18 protein-coding genes are annotated in these 18,692 nt (G+C 70.5%); 6 read left to right on the forward strand and 12 right to left on the reverse strand.

The window, feature by feature from the left end; all coding sequences use genetic code 11:
* Positions 1-12: 12 nt before the first annotated feature.
* From WBA97_RS29615 to WBA97_RS29630, 4 genes are all read left to right on the forward strand, one after another.
* Positions 13-393: a Fur family transcriptional regulator gene (locus WBA97_RS29615; RefSeq protein WP_424234301.1), complete on the forward strand. Its 381-nt coding sequence runs from the start codon at positions 13-15 to the stop codon at positions 391-393.
* Positions 390-1,460, forward strand: coding sequence for a YgfZ/GcvT domain-containing protein (locus WBA97_RS29620; protein ID WP_424234243.1), 1,071 nt, complete (start codon positions 390-392; stop codon positions 1,458-1,460). The genes WBA97_RS29615 and WBA97_RS29620 overlap by 4 nt, the downstream gene beginning before the upstream one ends.
* A 339-nt stretch (positions 1,461-1,799) precedes the next feature.
* The gene (locus WBA97_RS29625) at positions 1,800-2,630 is read left to right on the forward strand and encodes a 3-keto-5-aminohexanoate cleavage protein (RefSeq protein ID WP_424234244.1); all 831 of its coding nucleotides are present in this window, start codon (positions 1,800-1,802) and stop codon (positions 2,628-2,630) included.
* A 46-nt stretch (positions 2,631-2,676) separates the two neighbouring features.
* Complete coding sequence (locus WBA97_RS29630) at positions 2,677-3,243, forward strand: aerial mycelium formation protein (protein WP_424234245.1); 567 nt, start codon at positions 2,677-2,679, stop codon at positions 3,241-3,243.
* A 34-nt stretch (positions 3,244-3,277) separates the two neighbouring features.
* Here the strand turns inward: WBA97_RS29630 and WBA97_RS29635 are convergent, their stop codons facing one another.
* On the reverse strand, positions 3,278-4,159 hold the full coding sequence (locus tag WBA97_RS29635) for a hypothetical protein (protein ID WP_424234246.1): 882 nt from the start codon (positions 4,157-4,159) through the stop codon (positions 3,278-3,280).
* Positions 4,160-4,332: 173 nt separating this feature from the next.
* Between WBA97_RS29635 and WBA97_RS29640 the strand changes: the two genes are divergently transcribed.
* The gene (locus WBA97_RS29640) at positions 4,333-4,512 is read left to right on the forward strand and encodes a DUF3073 domain-containing protein (RefSeq protein ID WP_424234247.1); all 180 of its coding nucleotides are present in this window, start codon (positions 4,333-4,335) and stop codon (positions 4,510-4,512) included.
* 12 nt (positions 4,513-4,524) lie between these two features.
* Here WBA97_RS29640 and iolD read toward each other — a convergent pair whose 3' ends face one another.
* From iolD to WBA97_RS29670, 6 genes are read right to left on the reverse strand one after another with little or no spacing between them, the layout of a single operon-like run.
* Positions 4,525-6,381 (reverse strand): 3D-(3,5/4)-trihydroxycyclohexane-1,2-dione acylhydrolase (decyclizing), encoded by a 1,857-nt coding sequence (gene iolD / locus WBA97_RS29645; RefSeq protein WP_424234248.1) that lies wholly within the window; start codon positions 6,379-6,381, stop codon positions 4,525-4,527.
* A gap of 42 nt (positions 6,382-6,423) precedes the next feature.
* Entirely contained in the window at positions 6,424-7,218 is a 795-nt protein-coding gene (locus WBA97_RS29650; RefSeq protein WP_424234249.1) for an ATP-binding cassette domain-containing protein, read from the reverse strand.
* Positions 7,215-8,243 carry an ABC transporter permease gene (locus tag WBA97_RS29655; RefSeq protein ID WP_424234250.1) on the reverse strand — a complete coding sequence of 343 codons (1,029 nt, stop codon included), beginning with the start codon at positions 8,241-8,243 and terminating at the stop codon, positions 7,215-7,217. Before WBA97_RS29655 ends, WBA97_RS29650 begins: the two co-directional genes overlap by 4 nt.
* Positions 8,240-9,238 carry a sugar ABC transporter substrate-binding protein gene (locus WBA97_RS29660; RefSeq protein WP_424234251.1) on the reverse strand — a complete coding sequence of 333 codons (999 nt, stop codon included), beginning with the start codon at positions 9,236-9,238 and terminating at the stop codon, positions 8,240-8,242. Before WBA97_RS29660 ends, WBA97_RS29655 begins: the two co-directional genes overlap by 4 nt.
* 18 nt (positions 9,239-9,256) lie before the next feature.
* Positions 9,257-10,126 (reverse strand): TIM barrel protein, encoded by an 870-nt coding sequence (locus tag WBA97_RS29665; RefSeq protein WP_424234252.1) that lies wholly within the window; start codon positions 10,124-10,126, stop codon positions 9,257-9,259.
* Complete coding sequence (locus WBA97_RS29670; protein ID WP_424234253.1) at positions 10,123-11,100, reverse strand: Gfo/Idh/MocA family protein; 978 nt, start codon at positions 11,098-11,100, stop codon at positions 10,123-10,125. The genes WBA97_RS29665 and WBA97_RS29670 overlap by 4 nt, the downstream gene beginning before the upstream one ends.
* A gap of 76 nt (positions 11,101-11,176) precedes the next feature.
* On the opposite strand from WBA97_RS29670, the gene WBA97_RS29675 reads away from it, so the two are divergent.
* Entirely contained in the window at positions 11,177-12,157 is a 981-nt protein-coding gene (locus WBA97_RS29675; protein ID WP_424234254.1) for a LacI family DNA-binding transcriptional regulator, read from the forward strand.
* 130 nt (positions 12,158-12,287) lie between these two features.
* Here the strand turns inward: WBA97_RS29675 and WBA97_RS29680 are convergent, their stop codons facing one another.
* The 5 genes from WBA97_RS29680 to purF form a co-directional block, all read right to left on the reverse strand.
* Complete coding sequence (locus WBA97_RS29680; protein WP_424234255.1) at positions 12,288-13,976, reverse strand: hypothetical protein; 1,689 nt, start codon at positions 13,974-13,976, stop codon at positions 12,288-12,290.
* A 606-nt stretch (positions 13,977-14,582) separates the two neighbouring features.
* Positions 14,583-15,428 carry an SGNH/GDSL hydrolase family protein gene (locus WBA97_RS29685; RefSeq protein ID WP_424234256.1) on the reverse strand — a complete coding sequence of 282 codons (846 nt, stop codon included), beginning with the start codon at positions 15,426-15,428 and terminating at the stop codon, positions 14,583-14,585.
* A 118-nt stretch (positions 15,429-15,546) separates the two neighbouring features.
* Entirely contained in the window at positions 15,547-15,984 is a 438-nt protein-coding gene (gene arfB, locus WBA97_RS29690; RefSeq protein ID WP_424234302.1) for an alternative ribosome rescue aminoacyl-tRNA hydrolase ArfB, read from the reverse strand.
* Positions 15,985-15,999: 15 nt separating this feature from the next.
* Positions 16,000-17,085 carry a phosphoribosylformylglycinamidine cyclo-ligase gene (purM, locus tag WBA97_RS29695; RefSeq protein ID WP_424234257.1) on the reverse strand — a complete coding sequence of 362 codons (1,086 nt, stop codon included), beginning with the start codon at positions 17,083-17,085 and terminating at the stop codon, positions 16,000-16,002.
* A gap of 14 nt (positions 17,086-17,099) precedes the next feature.
* Positions 17,100-18,641: an amidophosphoribosyltransferase gene (purF, locus tag WBA97_RS29700; RefSeq protein WP_424234303.1), complete on the reverse strand. Its 1,542-nt coding sequence runs from the start codon at positions 18,639-18,641 to the stop codon at positions 17,100-17,102.
* Positions 18,642-18,692: the final 51 nt, after the last annotated feature.

The raw sequence follows: 18,692 nt of genomic DNA on the forward strand, positions 1-18,692 counted from the left end.
CACGAGCGCGGCATGCGGATGACGCCGCAACGCCAGCTCGTACTGGACGCGCTGCTCGAACTGGAGCACGCCACCCCGGAGCAGGTCTGCCAGCACGTGCAGCGCAGCACGCCGACGGTCAACATCACGACCATCTACCGCACGCTCGAGCTGCTGGAGTCGCTCGGCGTCGTGCGGCACACGCACCTCGGGCACGGCGCGCCGAACTACTCGGTGCACGAGCACAAGCACGTCCACCTCGTCTGCCACAGCTGCGACCGGGTGCTGGAGGCGCCGTGCGACGTCATGGACGACCTGCGTGGAACACTCCGCGCCCACTTCGGGTTCGCACTTGATGCGAGCCACCTCGCGTTGTCCGGCCTGTGCGAGAACTGCCATAAGGAGACCTCATGACCGCGGTCGAAGCCCCGGAAGGTTCGCCGGACGCGGGTGTGCCGTGGCATTTCGGTGACCCGTTCGCCGAGCAGCGGTCGGCGGCACGCAAGGTCGCCGTGGTCGACCGGTCCAACCGGGCGGTTATCGCGGTCACCGGGCCGGAACGCCTGTCGTGGCTGCACCTCGTGATCTCCCAGCACATGACCGACCTCGCCGACGGCGCCGCCACCGAGGCACTGGTGCTCGACAGCCAGGGCCGCGTCGACGCGCACATGGAGGTCGCGCACCTCGGCGACACCGTCTGGCTCGACACCGATCCGGGCGCCACGGCCACCGGCGTGCGCGGCGGGAAGCAGCCGCTCCTCGAGTACCTCGAGTCGATGGTGTTCTGGTCCAAGGTCGAGCTGCGGGACGCGACCGCCGAGCGGGCCGTGCTGACGCTGCTCGGCCCCGAGACCGACGCTCTGCTGTCGAAGGTCGGGCTGCCGGTGCCCGAGCAGGTCGCGGCCGGGGACGACGTGACCGTGCGTCGCGGCGCGCTGGGCGTGGACCTGCTCGTGCCGAGGGACGTCCACGGCACCTGGTGGGCCCGCCTCACGGAGGCAGGCGCGCGGCCGATGGGCAGCTGGGGCTACGAGGCGTTCCGCGTCGAGGCCGTGCGGCCGCGCATGGACCTCGACACCGACGAGCGCACGATCCCGCACGAGGTCCGCTGGGTGCACGTCGCCGCGCACGTCGCCAAGGGCTGCTACCGCGGCCAGGAGACCGTGTCGAAGGTGCACAACGTGGGCCGCCCGCCTCGGCGGCTGCTGCTGCTGCACCTGGATGGCTCGCCGGAGGTCCTTCCGGAGACCGGCGACCCCGTGCTGCACGGCGAACGCACCGTCGGCCGGGTCGGCTCGGTGATCCGGCACCACGAGCTGGGCCCGATCGCGCTGGCGCTGGTCAAGTACTCCGTGCCGCTGGACGCCGAACTGCTCGTCGGGCAGGACGACCGGATCGTGCAGGCCGCCATCGACCCGGACTCGGCGCCGGAGACCACCCCTGGCCTCGGCCGCGAAGCCGCCCGCCGCCTCCGCGGCTGAGTTGTCCACAGCCGCACCGGTTATCCACAAACAAGATCGACATCCGTCCCTCTGTCGGTGGGTGCCGGTAAACTGGCATGGCGGGACGCCCCCGGGAACGGGTGGGGGTTGGCATCCGGCCGGTTTGCGTGTTTTCGCAGGTCAGGGGCGCGGGTCGGGGGCTGTGACGGCGTTGGAGACCTGTGCGTGGGCCTGTGGGGCCGGTGCCCGCTGGGAAGCTCGCCGCCATGATCAGGTCAGGACGGGTCGCCCACCAGCCTCACGGATCTCCTCAACTTCTCCGGGTCGTCGCGAAGCCAGGGGTGGGGCCGGCGTGCGGTTCCGCATACGATCGCGGCCATGTCCACCGGCACGCTGATCACGGTCGCGCCCACCGGCGCGGAGCACGCGAAATCCTACGTCCCCAATCTCCCCGTCACCATCGAGGAGCTGGTGCGCACCGCGAAGGACTGCGAGCGCGTCGGCGCCTCGATGATCCACGTCCACATCCGTGGCGCGGATACGCAGCCGACGCTCGACCTGCAGCGGCTGAAGGACACCGTGGCCGCGTTGCGTGAAGAGACTTCGCTGGTCGTGCAGCTGTCCACCGGTGGCGCGGTGACCGACCCGGAGGAGCACCGGCTGCGGGTGCTCGACGCGCTGCCGGACTCGGCGAGCTGCACGATGGGCACGGTCAACTTCGGTGACGACGTGTTCATGAACCGCTGGGAGTTCGTGGTCGAGCTGCACAAGCGGATGCGGGACCGCGGCATCGTGCCGGAGTACGAGATCTTCGACCTTGGCCAGCTCGCCAGCCTGCGCCGCCTCCTCGACCAGCACGGCCTCCCCTCGGGCGGGCACGTGCACGTCGACCTGGTGATGGGTGTGCCGGGCGGCATGCCGGGTGACGCGGAGACGCTGGTCGCGGCGCTGCGGATGATCCCGGAGGGCGCCACGTTCTCGGCGACGGGTGTCGGCCGCACGTCGATCCCGGTGATGCTGGCGGCGCTGTCGGCGGGCGGTCATCTGCGGGTCGGCATGGAGGACACCATCTCCTACGCCCGTGGTGAACGGGTGCGCGACAACGCCCAGCTGGTCGCCCGGGCCGCCGGGTTGGCCAAAATCGCGCAGCGGCCGCCAATGCGGCCGGACGAAGTTCGTACCCTTTTGCAGGTTGCCCAAAGCAACTGACTTGGCGAGGTTGGCGGCACGGGGCCGCGTACCGGAGGATAGGCACGTGATCGAAGTCCGTCCCGGTGGACGCAGGCGTATCGACCGAGTGCTCGCGCCGGACTATGTGCAGGATCTCGCCCAGCTCGACCTTGGCGAGGTACGCAGCCGCCGGGACGATGCCGCCCAGGAGGAGACCGACCTTTCCTACCTGCGCAGGCTGCTGCACGGGCGGATCGACATCGTGAAGGCCGAGCAGCAGCGGCGCCGCGATGGCGGGTCCAGCTCCGTCGTGGAGCGGCTCGTGGAGATCCTGGCGGACAACGTGGTGGGGCCGGCCCCGTCCGGCGCCGGCCGCCACCAGACCCTGGAGCCGTCCCGCGCGGAGGCCCACCGCAGGCACGTCGAAGCGCTCGTGTCGGACGCCGACCTGTCCGATGTGGCATCGCTACCGGACGAGCGGCTCGACCTCGCGCTGCGCACGTACGCGGCGGAGGAGGAGTCGGTCTCGAAGCGCAGGCGCGAGGTCCAGAAGGTCGTCGACGCCCTGAACGACGAGATCGGCGCGCGCTACCGCGCAGGCAGCGCCTCGGTGGACACGCTGCTGGCCGCCGAACGAGGCGAAGTGGATTAGACCAGTCCGCCTCCCCGGAATTGCGCAGTTCCTACTAATTGAAGCGTTCGCGGACGGCCAGGCCGCCCCAGAAGTCGCGGAGCTTCTCGAAACGGCTCGCGATCTCGTCGACGTCCTCGCGTTCGAGCGCGTCGAGGATCGCGTGCACGTCCGCCGCCGACGTGTCCGCCTTCAGCTCCTCGTCCGTCAGCAGCTGCACGAGCCCGCCGTAGTCCAGCTCGACGGCCGACTGGTCGTCGAAGTGCTCCAGCCAGCGGCCGGTGTCCTCCAGGACCTTCGTCGGGCCCTGGTCACCCATCGCCCCCGAGGCCAGCTCGTGCGCCTTCGTGACCCGTGCCCGCGCGTCGGACATGGCCACCCGCCAGCACAACTGCCGCCGCCCGTCGTCCCTCGGCGCCAGCACCAGGTGCCTGGTCGCGGGGTCCACCAGCGTGAACCACGGCAGCGGCACGGTCCAGGTCGTCGAGACGGTGTGCACGGCGCCGCTGGGCAGCTCCGCGAGCACCCTCGTCGCCTTCTCCCGCACGCTGTCCTCGGACGAGGTCAGCGCGGCCGCCTTCAGTGACGGGTGCGCGGTCGACAGGAAGCCAACGAGCGCGGCGGCGGAGCGGGCGCGGATGTCCAGGGGGCAGACAAGCGGGCCATCGCCGACGTCGCCTGGCACCTCGGCCGGGTCGAGCACCAGTACCTCGCGCTGAGCGCGTGGCGACGGCGAACCGTTCGCCAGCTCGCCGGGCAGCAGCGTCGGCGGCTGGGAGAGCTGTGATCTGAACCACAGATCCCGCTCGCGCTCCGCGACCGAAGCGTAGTCCAGCTGTCCGTTTTGCACCGCTTCTCGCAGGCGGTCTGCTACGTCCGAGTCGAATGCTGACAGCGGTTCGTACACCCGGAGGTAGGCGACGAACGGTCGAGGCACGTGTCGCATGGTTTCACGGTTCCGCCGAACGCGATCAGTCGGCACCAGAACGTCGTGCCCCTTCGCACTGAACCCCCTCGGCACGGTACGGTAGTTGACAGGAACCAGTTGTCGAGATCAGCGGGGCCGCCGTTTCCCCCGGCCGCCCCGCAACTGTGCGAGGGGGTCGAGCCATGGGGCGCGGCCGGGCGAAGGCTAAGCAGACCAAGGTAGCCCGAGAGCTCAAATACAGCACTCGTCAGACGGACTTCGATGCACTTCAGCGTGAGCTGTCGGGCACCAAGTCCTCAGAGGGCGGCAACGGCGACGAGTCCTTCGACGACGATGAGTACGAGGACGACGACTACCGTTAGACGTCGCGAGCCTCAGGGATGCGTGAGGTAACGGACCTGGCCTGACTTGGCCTTGTCCGACGCCGTGCGTGCGTCGGCGATCTCGGCCCTGGTCGAGACCTCGGGCACGCCCACCTCCCACCAGGCACCGGCGTCCGTCCACGACGAAGGATGCGTGCGGATCACCACGACCGCGGGCGTACCAGCCCGCGCATGCGTGCGGGCCTGCGCGTAGGCGGCGGCGAGTCCGTCGAGCTTGTCAGCCGTGAGCACGGCGCAGCCCAGTGCTGCGGCGTGCGAAGCGAAGTCCACTCTTGGCGGTTGTGTGTGCGGTGAGCGGCAGTCGGCGTACATGTTGTTGAACGCCGACGCGCCGTTCCCGCGTTGCAGCCGGTCGATGACGGCGTAGCCGTCGTTGTCGCAGACCACGGCGACCAGGCCGTGCCCGGCGAAGGCGGCGGAGTACAGCTCCGAGTTGAGCATCAGGTACGAGCCGTCACCGAGCAGCGTGGTCACGACACCGTTCCGGTGGCCGATCGCGGCACCCCACGCGCCGGCCAGTTCGTAGCCCATGCACGAGAACCCGTACTCGACGTCCATGCCGGGGTTCGCCGCGCGCCAGCCGCCGATCAGTTCGCCGGGCAGGCCGCCGGACGCGGTCATCACGTAGTCGCCCGGCTCGGCCGCGTCGTTCACGACCCCGACGACCTGCGCGTACGTCGGCAGCCCCGCCGATGGCGCACGCAGCCCGTCGATGTAGGTGTCCCAGCGGGCCCGTTCGACGTGGGCCATGGTGGTCCAGTCCCTGTCGACCGGCCACGAGTCGACCGACAGCTCGTCGAGGGTTTCGCGGGCGTCCCCGACGACGGCGAGCCCACCGTGTTTGACCGCGTCGAAGCGGGCGGTGTTGACGCTGACCAGCCGCACGTCCTTGGCGAACACCGACCAGGACGCGGTGGTGAAGTCCTGCAGCCGCGTGCCGACCGCGAGCACCAGGTCCGCGTCCCCGGCCAGCGCGTTCGCCGAGGCGGAGCCGGTGATGCCGAGCGGGCCCGCGTGCAGTGGGTGGTCGTGCGGGACGAGCGTGCGCCCGGCCGTGGTCTCGGTGACGGGCACGCCGTGGCGCTCGGCGAACGCCAGCGCGGCGCGGGTGGCGCCGGAGTAGCGGACGCCGCCACCGAGGATCATCAGCGGCCGCCTGCTGGCCCGCAGCAGGTTGGCCGCGTGGGAGAGCGTGCGCTGGTCCGGCCGAGGCCGCTGCGGGCGGTGCACGACCGGCTCGAACAGTGACGCGGGGAAGTCGTACGCCTCGGCCTGCACGTCCTGCGGCAGCGCGAGCGTGACCGGCCCGCAGTCGGCCGGGTCGGTCAGCACGCGGGCCACCTGCGGCAGCGCCGACAGCAGCTGTTCCGGGCGGGTGATGCGGTCGAAGTAGCGGCTGACGGCACGGAACGCGTCGTTGACGGTCGCGGTGCCGTCGCCGAAGTGCTCCACCTGTTGCAGCACGGGGTCCGGCGCGCGGTTGACGAACGTGTCACCCGGAAGGAGCAGCAGCGGGAGGCGGTTGGCGTGGGCCACTCCTGCCGCGGTGACCATGTTCAGCGCGCCGGGACCGATCGACGACGTCGCGACGCCCACCTGCCGCCGGTGCGTGGCCTTCGCCAGACCGACGGCGGCGAGCGCCATGCCCTGCTCGTTGTGCCCGCGCCAGACGGGCAGTTCGGGGTGCTCGGCGAGGGCGGTGCCCAGGCCGAGCACGTTCCCGTGCCCGAAGATCGCGAAGACCCCCGCGAAGAGCGGCGCCTCGGCGTTGCCGCCTGCGCCGTCCATCAGCTCGGTCCGCTGCGCCAGCAGCCAGCGAACCAGCGCCTGTGCCGTCGTGAGCCGCATGGCCCGCCTCCCGAGTTCCGGCCTTGCACAAAGATCAGGACACTAGCTCGAGACCTCCCGCAGCTCGTGTTCCAGCGCCTCCAGTTCGGAGCCGCCTGCCATCTGACGGGTCAGCTCCTCGATGGTGATCTCCGACTTCTCGGACGAGCCGAGGCTGGCGCCGCGCTTGAGCAGCAGGAACCGGTTGCCGACGGGGTAGGCGTGGTGCGGGTTGTGGGTGATCAGCACGACGCCGAGCCCCCGGTCCCGCGCCTGCGCCACGTACCGCAGCACCACCCCGGACTGCTTCACGCCGAGCGCGGCGGTCGGCTCGTCGAGGATCAGCACCTTCGCGCCGAAGTGGATGGCGCGGGCGATCGCCACGCACTGCCGCTCACCGCCGGACAGCGTGCCGACCGGCTGCTCGACGTCCCGCAGGTCGATGCCCATGTCCGCGAGCGCTTCCCTGGCGATCTGCCTGCCGCGCCCGCGGTCGAGCCGCTGGAGTGGCCCGACGCCGACGGTCGGCTCGGAGCCGAGGAAGAAGTTCCGCCACACCGACATCAGCGGCACGACCGCCAGGTCCTGGTAGACGGTCGCGATCCCGGCGTCCAGTGCGTCGCGGGGCGAGGTGAACCGGGTCTCCTCGCCGTTCACGAGGAGCCGCCCCCGGTCGTGCTGGTGCACCCCGGCAAGAATCTTGATCAGCGTCGACTTGCCGGCACCGTTGTCGCCGAGCACACAGGTCACCTCACCCGCGTTGACCACCGTCGACACGTCCCGCAGTGCGATCACGCTGCCGTAGTTCTTGCCGATCCCGTCGACCTCGATCAGTGGAGCGGTCGGTGTTGTCGTCATCGCCGGACCCTTTCCGCTCGACGCCGGAAGGTGTTGTTCACCAGCACCGCGCCGAGCAGCATGATGCCGAGGAAGAGCATGAACCAGTCGGAGTTCCAGTTCGCGAACACGATGCCCTGACGGGCCATGCCGAAGATCAGCGCGCCGATGGCGGCGCCGAGTGCCGAGCCGAACCCGCCGGTCAGCAGGCAGCCGCCGATCACGGCCGCGATGATGTACTGGAACTCGAGGCCGATGCCCTCGTTGGCCTGCGCGGTCGTGTAGCGCAGGATGTTGATCGAGCCGACCAGCCACGCGGCGGTCGCGGTCGTCATGAACAGCAGGATCTTCGTGCGGGCCACCGGCACGCCGACCGCCCGTGCGCTGGGCGCCGAGCCGCCGACCGCGAAGATCCAGTTGCCGAACTTCGTGCGCACCAGCAGGTACCCGGCCAGCGCGGCGAACCCGAGCCACCAGATGATCGAGATCCGGAACGACGTGCCGCCGATGTCGAACGTGGACGCGAAGACGAACCCCGCCGACTCGTAGCCGTCGGCGCTGCGCATCCCGGACACCTGCACGCTGTTCGTCACCAGACGGGTGACACCCAGGTTCAGGCCCTGCAACGCGAGGAAGGTGCCGAGCGTGACGATGAAGCTCGGCAGCCCGGTCCGCACGACGAGCCACCCGTTGAGCGCGCCGACGCCGAGCGCGAAGATCAGCGAGAGCAGCAGCGCCAGCCACACGTTGAGGCCGACCTGTGTCGCGAAGATGGCCGTGACCAGTGCTGTCGACGCGGTCATCACACCGGCCGACAGGTCGAACTCGCCGCCGATCATCAGCAGCGCCACCGCGACCGCCATGATCCCGAGCGTCGCCGAGTCGTCCAGCCAGGTGGCGACGCCGCCCATGGTGAGGAACTTGTCGGTCACGATCGAGAAGAACAGGAACACCACCAGCGCACCGAGCAGAGCGCCGATCTCGGGCCGGACGACCGCCCGCTGCACAAGGTGGTTCTGAGCCACCCGCTCATCCACGGCGGTCATCGGGTGCCTCGCTCGGTGTAGGTCTCGACCTGGTCGGCGTTCGACTCGTCGACGAATCCCGGCCCGGTGAACACCGGCTGCCCGCCGCCGAGGGTGTTGCCGTTCTCGCGGTACAGCTTCAGCATCACGATCGGCACGTAGCCCTGCTGGTACTGCTGCTGGTCCACGGCGAACAGGATCCTGCCCTCCTGGATGGACTTGACGACGTCGGTGTTGAGGTCGAACGTGGCGACCTCGGCGGAGGAGCCCGCCGCGTCCGCCGCGGCGACCGCACGGTCGGCGACCTGCGAGTTCAGCGTCAGCACGCCGTCGATCGACGGATCCGTCTGCAGCGCGCCACGCATGCGGGCCTCCGCGTCGGTCGGGTTGGCGACGTCGACCTGCAGGTTCGTGACGTTCCCGCCAAAGCCTTCCTTCGCACCGGCGCAGCGGTCGTTGAGGCCGGAGTTGCCCGCCTCGTGGATCACGCAGAGGAGCTTCTTCTTGCCCTCGTCCTTGAGCCGCTTGCCCGCGGCCTCGCCCGCGACCGTCTCGTCCTGGCCGACGTGCGTGATCGCGCCGAACTCGACACTGCGGTCGGCGCCCGAGTTGATCGTGATCACCGGGATGCCCGCGCGGACGGCGGCCTCGATGGACGACTTGAGCGCGTCCGGGTTCGCCATCGACACCACGAGGCCGGTCTTCCCTTGCGCCACGGCGTTGTCGATGAGCTTGGACTGCGCGGCCGCGTCGCCGTCGGCGAGGTAGCTGACCTTCACGCCGAGGTCGCGCGCGGCGTCCTGCGCGCCGTTCTGCACCACGCTCCAGAAGGCGTCGCCCTCGCTGCCGTGGGTGATCACCGCGAAGTCGAGCGGTGCGGTGGAGTCCACGCCCCCGCTGTCGGGGGCCGGCTCTTCCTGGCCGGTGTCCGCTGACGGCCCGGTGCACGCGGCGAGCAGGAAGGCCGCGGCGGCCGGCCATAGCGCTCGTCGTGCCCGGGCGGAGGTCCTCGACATCGTTGTCTTATCTCCTGTCTAGGCGGTCATGAGTCGATCCAGATGATCCAGGCTCTGTTTGGTGTGGGTGCGCGGCAGGGGGTCCTTCGCCGGGTCGTCCGGAAGGGAGGTGTCCTGCTCCAGCACGTACCAGCCGTCGTAGTCGTTGTCCCGCAACAGTTTCAGCATGGCCGGCAGGTCGACGTCGCCCGCGCCCAACGGCACGTAGATGCCGTCCTTGACGGCCTGTGTGTAGGTGATGGCGCCCGTCCGCACCTGCTCGGCGAGGTCCTCGCGGACGTCCTTGAGGTGCACGTGCCCGACGCGCCTCGGGTGGCGGCGCACGAGGTCGACCGGGTCGGTGCCGCCGATCAGCAGGTGCCCGGTGTCGACGCACAGCAGCAGTTCTGAGTCGTGCACGAACCGCTCGACCTCGGCGTAGGTCTCGACGTGCGTGCCGACGTGCGGATGCAGCACGGTCCGCAGCCCGAGTCCGGCGGCACGTTCCGCGATGTGCGCGGCCGTGTCGACCAGCGTCGCCCATTCCTTGTCGGACAGTGCGGGCCGCTCGTCATAGCCGTCGAGCCCGGTCGCGGCGGCGAGCACCAGCACCTCGCCCCCCGCCCCGGCCAGCAGCTCCGCGACCGCCATCGCATCGTCCACAGTGGCCTCGTCGACGCTGTGCAGTGCGGATGCGAAGAACCCGCCCACGAGGCCGAGTCCGTGCGAGTCCAGCAGCGCGACCAGGTCCGGCACCTCGGTCGGCAGGTAACCCGGCGGGCCAAGTTCGGTCGCGGCGATGCCGAGAGCGGCCATCTCCCCGAGCACCGTCGCCCTCGGCAACACCCGGCCCCAGCCCGGCACTTCGCAGACACCCCAGGAGATCGGTGCCGCCGCGACCTTCGTCATGCTGTGCTCCATTGATGAGTCCGCACCGGTTTCCCGCCGCGGCGAGACTGGTCGCACGCGTCCGCGAGCCGGAGGCTGACGAGGCTGTCCCTGGCGGGCGACGGGTTGTCCGCGCGGCCGGCGAGCACGTCGGTGAACACCCGCATCTCGTTGCGGTAGGCGTGGCTGAACCGGTCGGGGAAGCCGGAGTAGGCGTCCGTGACGCCGTTCAGGGGAGTGCGCTCGTCCAGGCCGACCGCCACCGAGTCCCGTGCGCCGAGTACCTCGATGCGGTGGTCGTAGCCGAGCGGGTCGTGCCGCCCGCCGGTCAGCACCGCGTGCGCGCCGCCGGCGAACTTCAGCAGCACCACCGCGTTGTCCACGTCGTCGGCGGCCGCGAACGCCTCGTCGACGAGCACCGAGCCGGACGCGTACACCTCCACCACCGGCTCGCCGACCAGCCACGGCACGGCGTCGAGGTCGTGGATTAGCAGGTCACGGAAGATGCCGCCGGAGCCGGGGAGGTAGGAGAAGTCCGGCGGCTGCGCGTCGAAACCGGTGGCACGCACCTGGTAGACCGCGCCCAGCTCACCGGCACCGATGCGGCGGTGCAGCTCGACCATCGCCGGGTCGAACCGTCGCTGGAACCCGACCAGCACCGGCACCGACGCCGCCTCGATCTCCGTGACCAGCGCGGCCATCGCGGCCAGGTCGGCGGCGATCGGCTTCTCGCACAACACCGGTCTCCCGGCCGCGAGACACGCGCGGACCAGGACCGGGTGTGTGTCGGTCGGGGTGGCGACGAGAACGCCGTCGCTCTGCTCAAGGAGGTCGGCCAGTTCCGGCACCGCGCGGGACTTGGGCAGCGTGGCCGCCCGATCGGCGCGCCCGGCGATCGGGTCGTAGAGCAGGACCTCGTCCACCTGGGACAACGCGGCGAGGTTCGCCGCGTGCATGGTCCCGATCCGCCCGACACCCGCCACGCCGATCCGCATACTGCTCCTTGCGTTGGAGCGCTCTAATCCGCCTATCCTGTAATGGCCGTCACATCAGTGTCAAGGAGGTCCCCCGTTGGCCCGCCCCACCATGGAGGACGTCGCGGCGCGGGCCGGCGTGTCCCGGGCGCTGGTGTCGCTGGTGATGCGCGGGTCGCCGAAGGTGAGCGCGGCCCGGCGCACGGCGGTGCTCGAGGCGGCGGCGGCGCTGGGGTACTCGCCGCACGCGATGGCAAGGTCGCTGGCGTCGCGGACCTCGCACGTGCTTGGCGTGATGGTGTCCGATCTGCACAACCCGTTCTGGGCCGAGGTGGTCGACGGCCTCGACGGTCATGCCAGAGCAGCCGGGTTCGAGCTGGTGATCAACACGGGCGGGCGGAGCCCAGCGCGGGAACAGCAGGCACTGCGGTCGCTGACGTCGTTCCGGCCCGCCGGGATCGCGTTGCTTGGACCGGTGGTGCCGTCGTCGGCGATCACGACCGCGGCGGACATCCCTCTGGTGCTGGTGTCCCGATCATCCCGATTGTCCACAGTGGACACAGTGAATGACGACGGCAGAACCGGCTGCGCGCTGGCCGTCGACCACCTGGTGGCACTGGGCCACCGCGACATCGTCCACATCGACGGCGGCACCGGCTCGCAGGCGGCCCCCCGGCGCACGGGTTACCGGCTGGCCATGACCCGCCACGGGCTGGCGCCCCGCGTGGTCCGCGGCGAGTTCACGGAAGCCGCGGGCGCCGCGGCGATCCGGGAGCTGCGAAGACCGTTCACCGCGGTGATCGCGGCGAACGACCTGAACGCGGTCGGGGTGCTGTCCGCGCTCGCGGAGGCGGGGCTGCGTGTGCCGGAGGACGTGTCGGTGGTGGGGTACGACAACACGTGGCTCGCGGCGCTGCGGCACATCGGCCTCACGACGATCGACCAGCCCCGCGACGAGATGGGCAGGCTGGCGGCATCCGCGCTGATCTCCCGGGTACGCGGCGAACGAACCGAACCTGCGCGGCTGGTGGTGCGGCCGACACTGGTCATCCGCGCCACGACTGGTCCGCCGCCGTGACGGCGGCCTCCGGCGGCGGAGACGTTGGGTCGCACCCCAACAGCCCCGCCTGGCCAATCGTTTCCGCGAGAGGAAACGATCCGGCAAGACGGGGCTGTCGCACACTCCACTTCGAACAACGCTCGTGGACTCAGCAGAGGATGATCAGGCCGGTGATGACCAGGCAGTTGGCGCTGTCGAAGTCGTTGGCCGGGTTGGGGTCGTTGGGGGCGCTGGTGATGCGTTGGGCTCCCGCGTTGAGGGGGAGCCCGATGGTGAGGGTGGAGATGTTGGCGCGGAAGGTGAAGTTGGTGCTGGCGCTGGCGGCCAGGGCGCCGACCGGGCAGCTGACCTGTTTGAGGGTGCCGTTGTAGGTGCAGGATCCGAGGTTGGTCACCGAGGTGGTGGCGGACGGGACGGCGGTGACGACGGTGGCCGAGGACAGTGCGTCAGGGCCGGTGTTGGTGACGCCGACCGTGTAGTTGATTCTGGGTTGCAGGAGCACCGCCGCGGCGGACAACGTGACGGCCAGGTCGGCCTCGTCGACCGGCGGGGGTGTGGTCACCCGGATCGCGTGCGAGACGAAGTCGCCTGCGGTGAGGGTGCCGACCAGGTCGAGGAACTGACCGCAGGGCGCGGTCTGACCGGGTGCGCAGACCTGCACCGGGACGGTGCGGTTGGTGGTCGTCCCGTCGCCGAGTTGCCCTGAGCCGTTGCCGCCCCAGCCGACCAGGGTGTCGTCGATGCGGGCGAGGGTGTGGACCGTGCCCATGCTGATCTCCTCGACGCCCATCAGCAGGTTGGCGCACGGGGCACTCTGCCCGACCGCACACACCCGCACCGGAATCGTGCTGTCGGTGGTGGTGCCGTCGCCGAGCCGTCCGCTGGAGTTGCCGCCCCAGCTGCGCACGGTTCCGTCGGCCAGGACGGCGGCGCTGGAAAACGAGCCGGCGCTGACCTGGATGATGGTGGACAGGCCCGTGCCGCAGCCGGTTTCGGAGCACACGTCGCCGGGGGTGCTCCGGCTGGAGGTGGTGTTGCCGCCCAACTGCCCGTCGTCATTGCGTCCCCACGACAGAGCGAAGCCGCTGGGCAGCAGGGCAAGCGAGTGCCGCAGACCGCCGTCGATAGCGGTGACGCCGGTCAGTTGCCCACCGCACAGGGAGTCGTCGCACACGGCGCCCGGCACCGACCGGTTGGTGGTGGAGTTGTCGCCGAGCTGCCCGAAGTCGTTGTGGCCCCAGGCGACGACGGCGCCGCCGGTCACGATCGCCATGCCGAAGAAGCCGCCTGCCGAGATGGCGGTCACGTCATCGAGGAAGGTCCCGCACGGGGCACTCTGCCCGACCGCACACACCCGCACCGGCACACTCCGGCTGGTGTTGGTACCGTCGCCGAGCCCGCCGAAGACGTTGTTGCCCCAGGCGACGACGCCGCCGTCAGCCAACAGCGCCAGGCTGAACAAGCTTCCCGCCGAGATGGCGGTCACGTCGTCGAGGAATGCCCCGCACGGAGCGCTCTGCCCGACCGCACACACCTGCACCGGAACCGTGCTGCCGGTGGTGGTGCCGTTACCGAGTTGGCCGCTGCCGTTGCCGCCCCAGGCGTAGACCGACCCGTCGGCCAGCAGCGCGAGGCTGTGGCCGTCCGACGCGTCGGCGACCTGCACCGCGTCGTCGAGCACGCTGCCGCACGGCGCGGTGCCGCCGGGAGCGCACACCGGCACCGGCACCGACCGGGTGGTGGTCGTGCCATCACCGACATTGCCGCCGAAGTTGACGCCCCAGCCGTAGACCTCGCCCGGGTCGGACACCGCCGCCGCCGACGGTGCGCCGGCCACCAACACCACTCCCGACATCAGCACTGCCGCACACCAACCAGCCAGGGCCCGGCTTCGTTTACCCATCATCGAGTGCTCCTCATTCGCACGGAATGGGCGCGGCTCGGATTTCCACCGAAATGTGTGCACACGCCCGAACAATCCGCCGAACCGGCGCAACACAATCCAACCTCGGTCCCTTGTCGTCGATGCCAGTCTGACGGCACCGCACAGTCTCCTACCAGGCCACGCGCGCCGACCAGCCGTCGTGCCGCGCCACGGAACACCATTCGACGGACCGCCCGAATGGGTGAGTGCCGTGCGGCACGCCGGTCAGGTGTGAACTCGGCAGAGGGTGATCAGGCCGGTGACAACGAGACGGTTGGCGATATCGAAATCGTTGGCGGAGCCGGGGTGCCGGGTGTCAAGATCAGGTGAGACGAGACCAGATCCTGAACATTGGCCTCCGGCCCCCGGAATCCAACGTAGCGACGGGGACCGACATTCCTCGCGATGGTGGGCTGCGCCTGGGGACAGTCGAGTCCGCTGTGGACAACCCGCTTTCGCGCGCCGTGGAATGTCGGTCCCCCGCCGTAGGCTCGCAACCGGGGGCCGGAGGCCAAACCGCTATCCGGCGATCGCCGCGCCTACCACCGCTGCCATGCCACGCATGCCCGCCGCGTTGGGGTGCAGGGGGGCTGCCACGTTCTCGGGGATGAACGGTTCCGTCCAGCGCACCGACGCGGACTTGCAGACGTCCTTGCCGATGCCCGGCGTCCTGATGTCCACATAGGTCGCGCCACCGGCCGAGGACGCGTCGGCGAGGACCTGGTTCAGCTGGTCGATCTTGGCCTGGATGTAGTTCGCGTCGCGGGCCCAGACCTGCACCCTCGGGTAGCAGCCGTTCTGCGGCAGGTAGGTCGTGTAGCCGACCACGAACACCCGCGCGGACGGTGCCCGCTGGTGGATCGCCGCCAGCACCGCGTCGACCTTGGGCCGCGCGGCGGCCACCCGCTCGCCGTAGACGTCACGGCCGCCCGCGGTGTACTCGTCTGCGCACGACGAGCCGGAGAGCCACTCGGGCCAGACGTTCAGGCACGACTCCGCGAGTCCGACGAGCCCGGTGTCGTTGCCACCGATCTGCAGCGTGACCACCGACGTGTCGGCGGTCAGCGCGTCGAGCTGCGGCGGCGCGGTGCCGAGGTCGGTCTCCTGCGGGTTGAACATGTCGTTCGTGTCGGCACCCGAGCAGGTCACGTCGGTGATCGCGAGCCCAAGCCGCGCGGCCGCCAGCTTCGGGTAGTTCACGGTGGAGCGGAAACAGCCCGCCATGCTCAGGTCGGGCGGCAGGATCAGCGGGCCCGACGCGGCGGAGTCGCCGAGCGCGACGTATTTCGGCGGAGCTGCCGAGGCCACCCCCGGTACCAGCATCGCCAACACAACGGGCAGCACAACCAGGACCAGCCGGCGCATCGTCATTGACCTCCGGGGCAGGGAACCGGACGTGAATCAGTGTCAGGTTCCCGGCCCCGGTTGTCCATCACCCAACCGGCTGCCGCGTACGCGCCGAGGTGGGCGATCCACCGGCGGCTCACTCGTCGGACTGAGCCCGGCGCCCCTTCTTGGTCTGCGACCGCCGCTTCTTGGCGGACAGCCGCCGCTCGACCGACCCCCGGGAAGGCCGGGTGGCCCGCCTGCGCGGAGGCGGTGGCGATGCCGCGGCCCGCAACAGGGAAGCCAGCCGCTCCCGGGCCTCGGCCCGGTTGGCCAGCTGAGCCCGCTGCGTACTGACCGCCACCGTCAACACCCCACCGGCCAGCCGCCGCCCCAGCCGGGCGACGAGCCGCTCCCGCAACCATTCCGGCACGGAAGGCGACCCGGCCACATCCCACGACAGCTCGACGCGGCTGTCCGCCGTGTTGACCCCCTGCCCGCCGGGCCCGGACGACCGCGAGAACCGTTCCCGCAGCTCCGCTTCGGGAATCACGAACGCCGACGTCACCACCAGATCAGAAAACACTGAAACCAGACTTCATCATCAGCTTCAGAACCTGGGGTGGTTGCCGACCAGCTCGGCACGCGGCCCGTCGTCGCCTGCCGGGCCGACCTCGCCGAGCACCCACGCGGGCACGTGCCGCGCAGTGAGCACGGCCAGGACGCGGTCCATTTCGTCGGCGGCCACGACGGCCACCATGCCGACACCCATGTTGAACGTCTTCTCCATCTCGGCCCGCTCGACGCGGCCGCGCTGGGCGATCAGGGAGAACACCGGCGCGGGCGTCCACGTGCCGCGGTCCAGTCGCGCACGCAGGCCCCTCGGGATGACGCGGGCGACGTTCGCGGCCATGCCGCCACCGGTGATGTGCGCGAACGTGCGCACGTCGGCCTCCGCGGCCGCGGCGAGGCAGTCCTTGGCGTAGATGCGGGTGGGTTCGAGTAGTTCCTCGCCCAGGGTGTGGCCGAACTCCTCGACCTGACCCTCCAGGGGCATGCGGCCGATCTCCAGCAGCACGCGCCTGGCCAGCGAGTATCCGTTGGAGTGCAGGCCGGACGACCCCATGGCGATGAGCACGTCGCCGGGCCGCACCCGGTCCGGGCCGAGCAGCCGGTCGGCCTCGACGACGCCGACCCCGGTCGCGGACAGGTCGTAGGCCCCGTCGGTCATGAGGCCGGGGTGCTCGGCGGTCTCGCCGCCGAGCAACGCGCAGCCCGCCTGGACGCAGCCCTCGGCGATGCCCTTGACCAGCGCGGCGATCCGCTCCGGCACGACGGTGCCGACCGCGATGTAGTCCTGCAGGAACAGCGGCTCCGCCCCGCACACGACGAGGTCGTCGACGACCATGGCGACCAGGTCGATGCCGACCGTGTCGTGCACGTCCAGCGCCTGCGCGACCGCGATCTTGGTGCCGACCCCGTCGGTGGACGACGCGAGCACCGGCTCCTTCCAGCGATCCAGCCTGAGCTTGAACAGCCCGGCGAAGCCGCCGATGCCGCCGAGAACCTCGGGCCGGGTCGCCTTCTCGGCGAACGGCTTGAGCTGCTCGACCGCTTCCTCGCCTGCCTCGATGTTCACTCCCGCTGCCGCGTAGGTGGCGTGCGGGGAGTCGGGAGTCGCGCTGGTGTCGGTCATGGCTCCGGTTTGGGTCAGGGACGCTGGAGTGCGTCCGAGGCACCGTACCCCGCAGGCACGACAGGGGCGGCGGACCCCGCGACCCCGCGCTCGAGGCCCTCGAGCAGGTGCTTGCCGATCCGGTCCTCGTCGGGGATGGGGATCGGGTAGTCGCCGTCGAAGCACGCCGTGCACAGCCGGCTGCGGGGCTGCTCACTGGCCGCGATCAGGCCGTCGAGCGACACGTAGCCGAGCGAGTCCGCGCCGATGGAGCGGCGGATCCCGTCCAGGTCGAGACCGTTGGCGACCAGTTCGGCGCGGGACGCGAAGTCGATGCCGTAGAAGCACGGCCAGCGCACCGGTGGCGAGGCGATCCTGACGTGCACCTCCACCGCGCCCGCCTCCCGCAACATGCGGATGAGCGCACGCTGCGTGTTGCCACGCACGATCGAGTCGTCGACCACGACAAGGCGCTTGCCGCGGATCACGTCGCGCAGCGGGTTCAGCTTGAGCCGGATGCCCAGCTGGCGGATGGTCTGCGACGGCTGGATGAACGTGCGGCCGACATAGGCGTTCTTGACCAGGCCGGACCCGTAGGAGATGCCGGAGCCCTGCGCGTACCCGATGGCGGCCGGGGTGCCGGACTCCGGCACCGGGATGACCAGGTCCGCCTCGGCCGGCTGCTCCTCGGCGAGCCTGCGGCCGATGTCGACGCGGGCCGCGTGCACCGACCGGCCCGCGATCGTCGTGTCGGGCCGGGCCAGGTACACGTACTCGAACACGCAGCCCTTCGGCTCGGGGTTCGCGAACCGGGAGGACCGCAGCCCGTGGTCGTCGATGGCGATCAGCTCGCCCGGCTCGACCTCGCGCACGAACGACGCGCCGACGATGTCGAGCGCGGCCGTCTCGGACGCGACGACCCAGCCCCGTTCGAGCCGCCCGAGCACCAGCGGCCGCACACCGTGCGGGTCGCGGGCCGCGTAGAGCGTGGTCTCGTCCGCGAAGACGAGGCAGAACGCGCCACGAACCCCGGGCAGGAGGTTCATGGCGGCCTGCTCGATCCCGATGTCCGCTGCGGTGGCGGCCAGCAGGCCGGAGAGCAGGTCGGAGTCGCTGGTGGCACCCGTGGCGCTGGCTCCGCTCATGGCGATGCCCAGCTCACGGGCCCGGTCGAGCAGTTCGGCGGTGTTGACGAGGTTGCCGTTGTGGCCGAGCGACAGCCCACTGCCGGTGGCGGTGGTGCGGAACGTCGGCTGCGCGTTCTCCCAGGTCGTGGACCCGGTGGTGGAGTAGCGGCAGTGGCCGACGGCGATGTGGCCCTGCAGCGAGACGAGTACCTGCTCGTCGAACACCTGGGAGACGAGCCCCAGGTCCTTGAACACGACGATCTTCTGCCCGTCGGACACCGAGATGCCCGCGGCTTCCTGTCCTCGGTGCTGCAGCGCGTAGAGGCCGAAGTAGCTGAGCTTGGCGACTTCCTCGCCCTTTGCCCACACCCCGAACACGCCGCATTCCTCGCGAGGCTCGGGTTCCGGTTGGTCGATCTGTTCGGTCTGGTCGGAGACGGTCGGATCGATGACCACCGAGAGCAACTCCCCGCTTGATGGCGTCAGGTGCTTCCCAAGTGT

Source organism: Actinophytocola sp. (assembly GCF_049647105.1).
Taxonomy (GTDB): Bacteria; Actinomycetota; Actinomycetes; order Mycobacteriales; family Pseudonocardiaceae; genus Actinophytocola.

Bases quoted from the DNA above. Each gene is read 5' to 3' on its own strand.
- WBA97_RS29665 (WP_424234252.1), bottom strand. From the start codon at position 10,126: ATGACGAAGGTCGCGGCGGCACCGATCTCCTGGGGTGTCTGCGAAGTG.
- WBA97_RS29625 (WP_424234244.1), top strand. From the start codon at position 1,800: ATGTCCACCGGCACGCTGATCACGGTCGCGCCCACCGGCGCGGAGCAC.
- WBA97_RS29615 (WP_424234301.1), top strand. From the start codon at position 13: ATGCGGATGACGCCGCAACGCCAGCTCGTACTGGACGCGCTGCTCGAA.
- WBA97_RS29660 (WP_424234251.1), bottom strand. From the start codon at position 9,238: ATGTCGAGGACCTCCGCCCGGGCACGACGAGCGCTATGGCCGGCCGCC.
- WBA97_RS29670 (WP_424234253.1), bottom strand. From the start codon at position 11,100: ATGCGGATCGGCGTGGCGGGTGTCGGGCGGATCGGGACCATGCACGCG.
- WBA97_RS29620 (WP_424234243.1), top strand. From the start codon at position 390: ATGACCGCGGTCGAAGCCCCGGAAGGTTCGCCGGACGCGGGTGTGCCG.
- purM (WP_424234257.1), bottom strand. From the start codon at position 17,085: ATGACCGACACCAGCGCGACTCCCGACTCCCCGCACGCCACCTACGCG.
- WBA97_RS29685 (WP_424234256.1), bottom strand. From the start codon at position 15,428: ATGCGCCGGCTGGTCCTGGTTGTGCTGCCCGTTGTGTTGGCGATGCTG.
- WBA97_RS29640 (WP_424234247.1), top strand. From the start codon at position 4,333: ATGGGGCGCGGCCGGGCGAAGGCTAAGCAGACCAAGGTAGCCCGAGAG.
- iolD (WP_424234248.1), bottom strand. From the start codon at position 6,381: ATGCGGCTCACGACGGCACAGGCGCTGGTTCGCTGGCTGCTGGCGCAG.
- WBA97_RS29650 (WP_424234249.1), bottom strand. From the start codon at position 7,218: ATGACGACAACACCGACCGCTCCACTGATCGAGGTCGACGGGATCGGC.
- WBA97_RS29655 (WP_424234250.1), bottom strand. From the start codon at position 8,243: ATGACCGCCGTGGATGAGCGGGTGGCTCAGAACCACCTTGTGCAGCGG.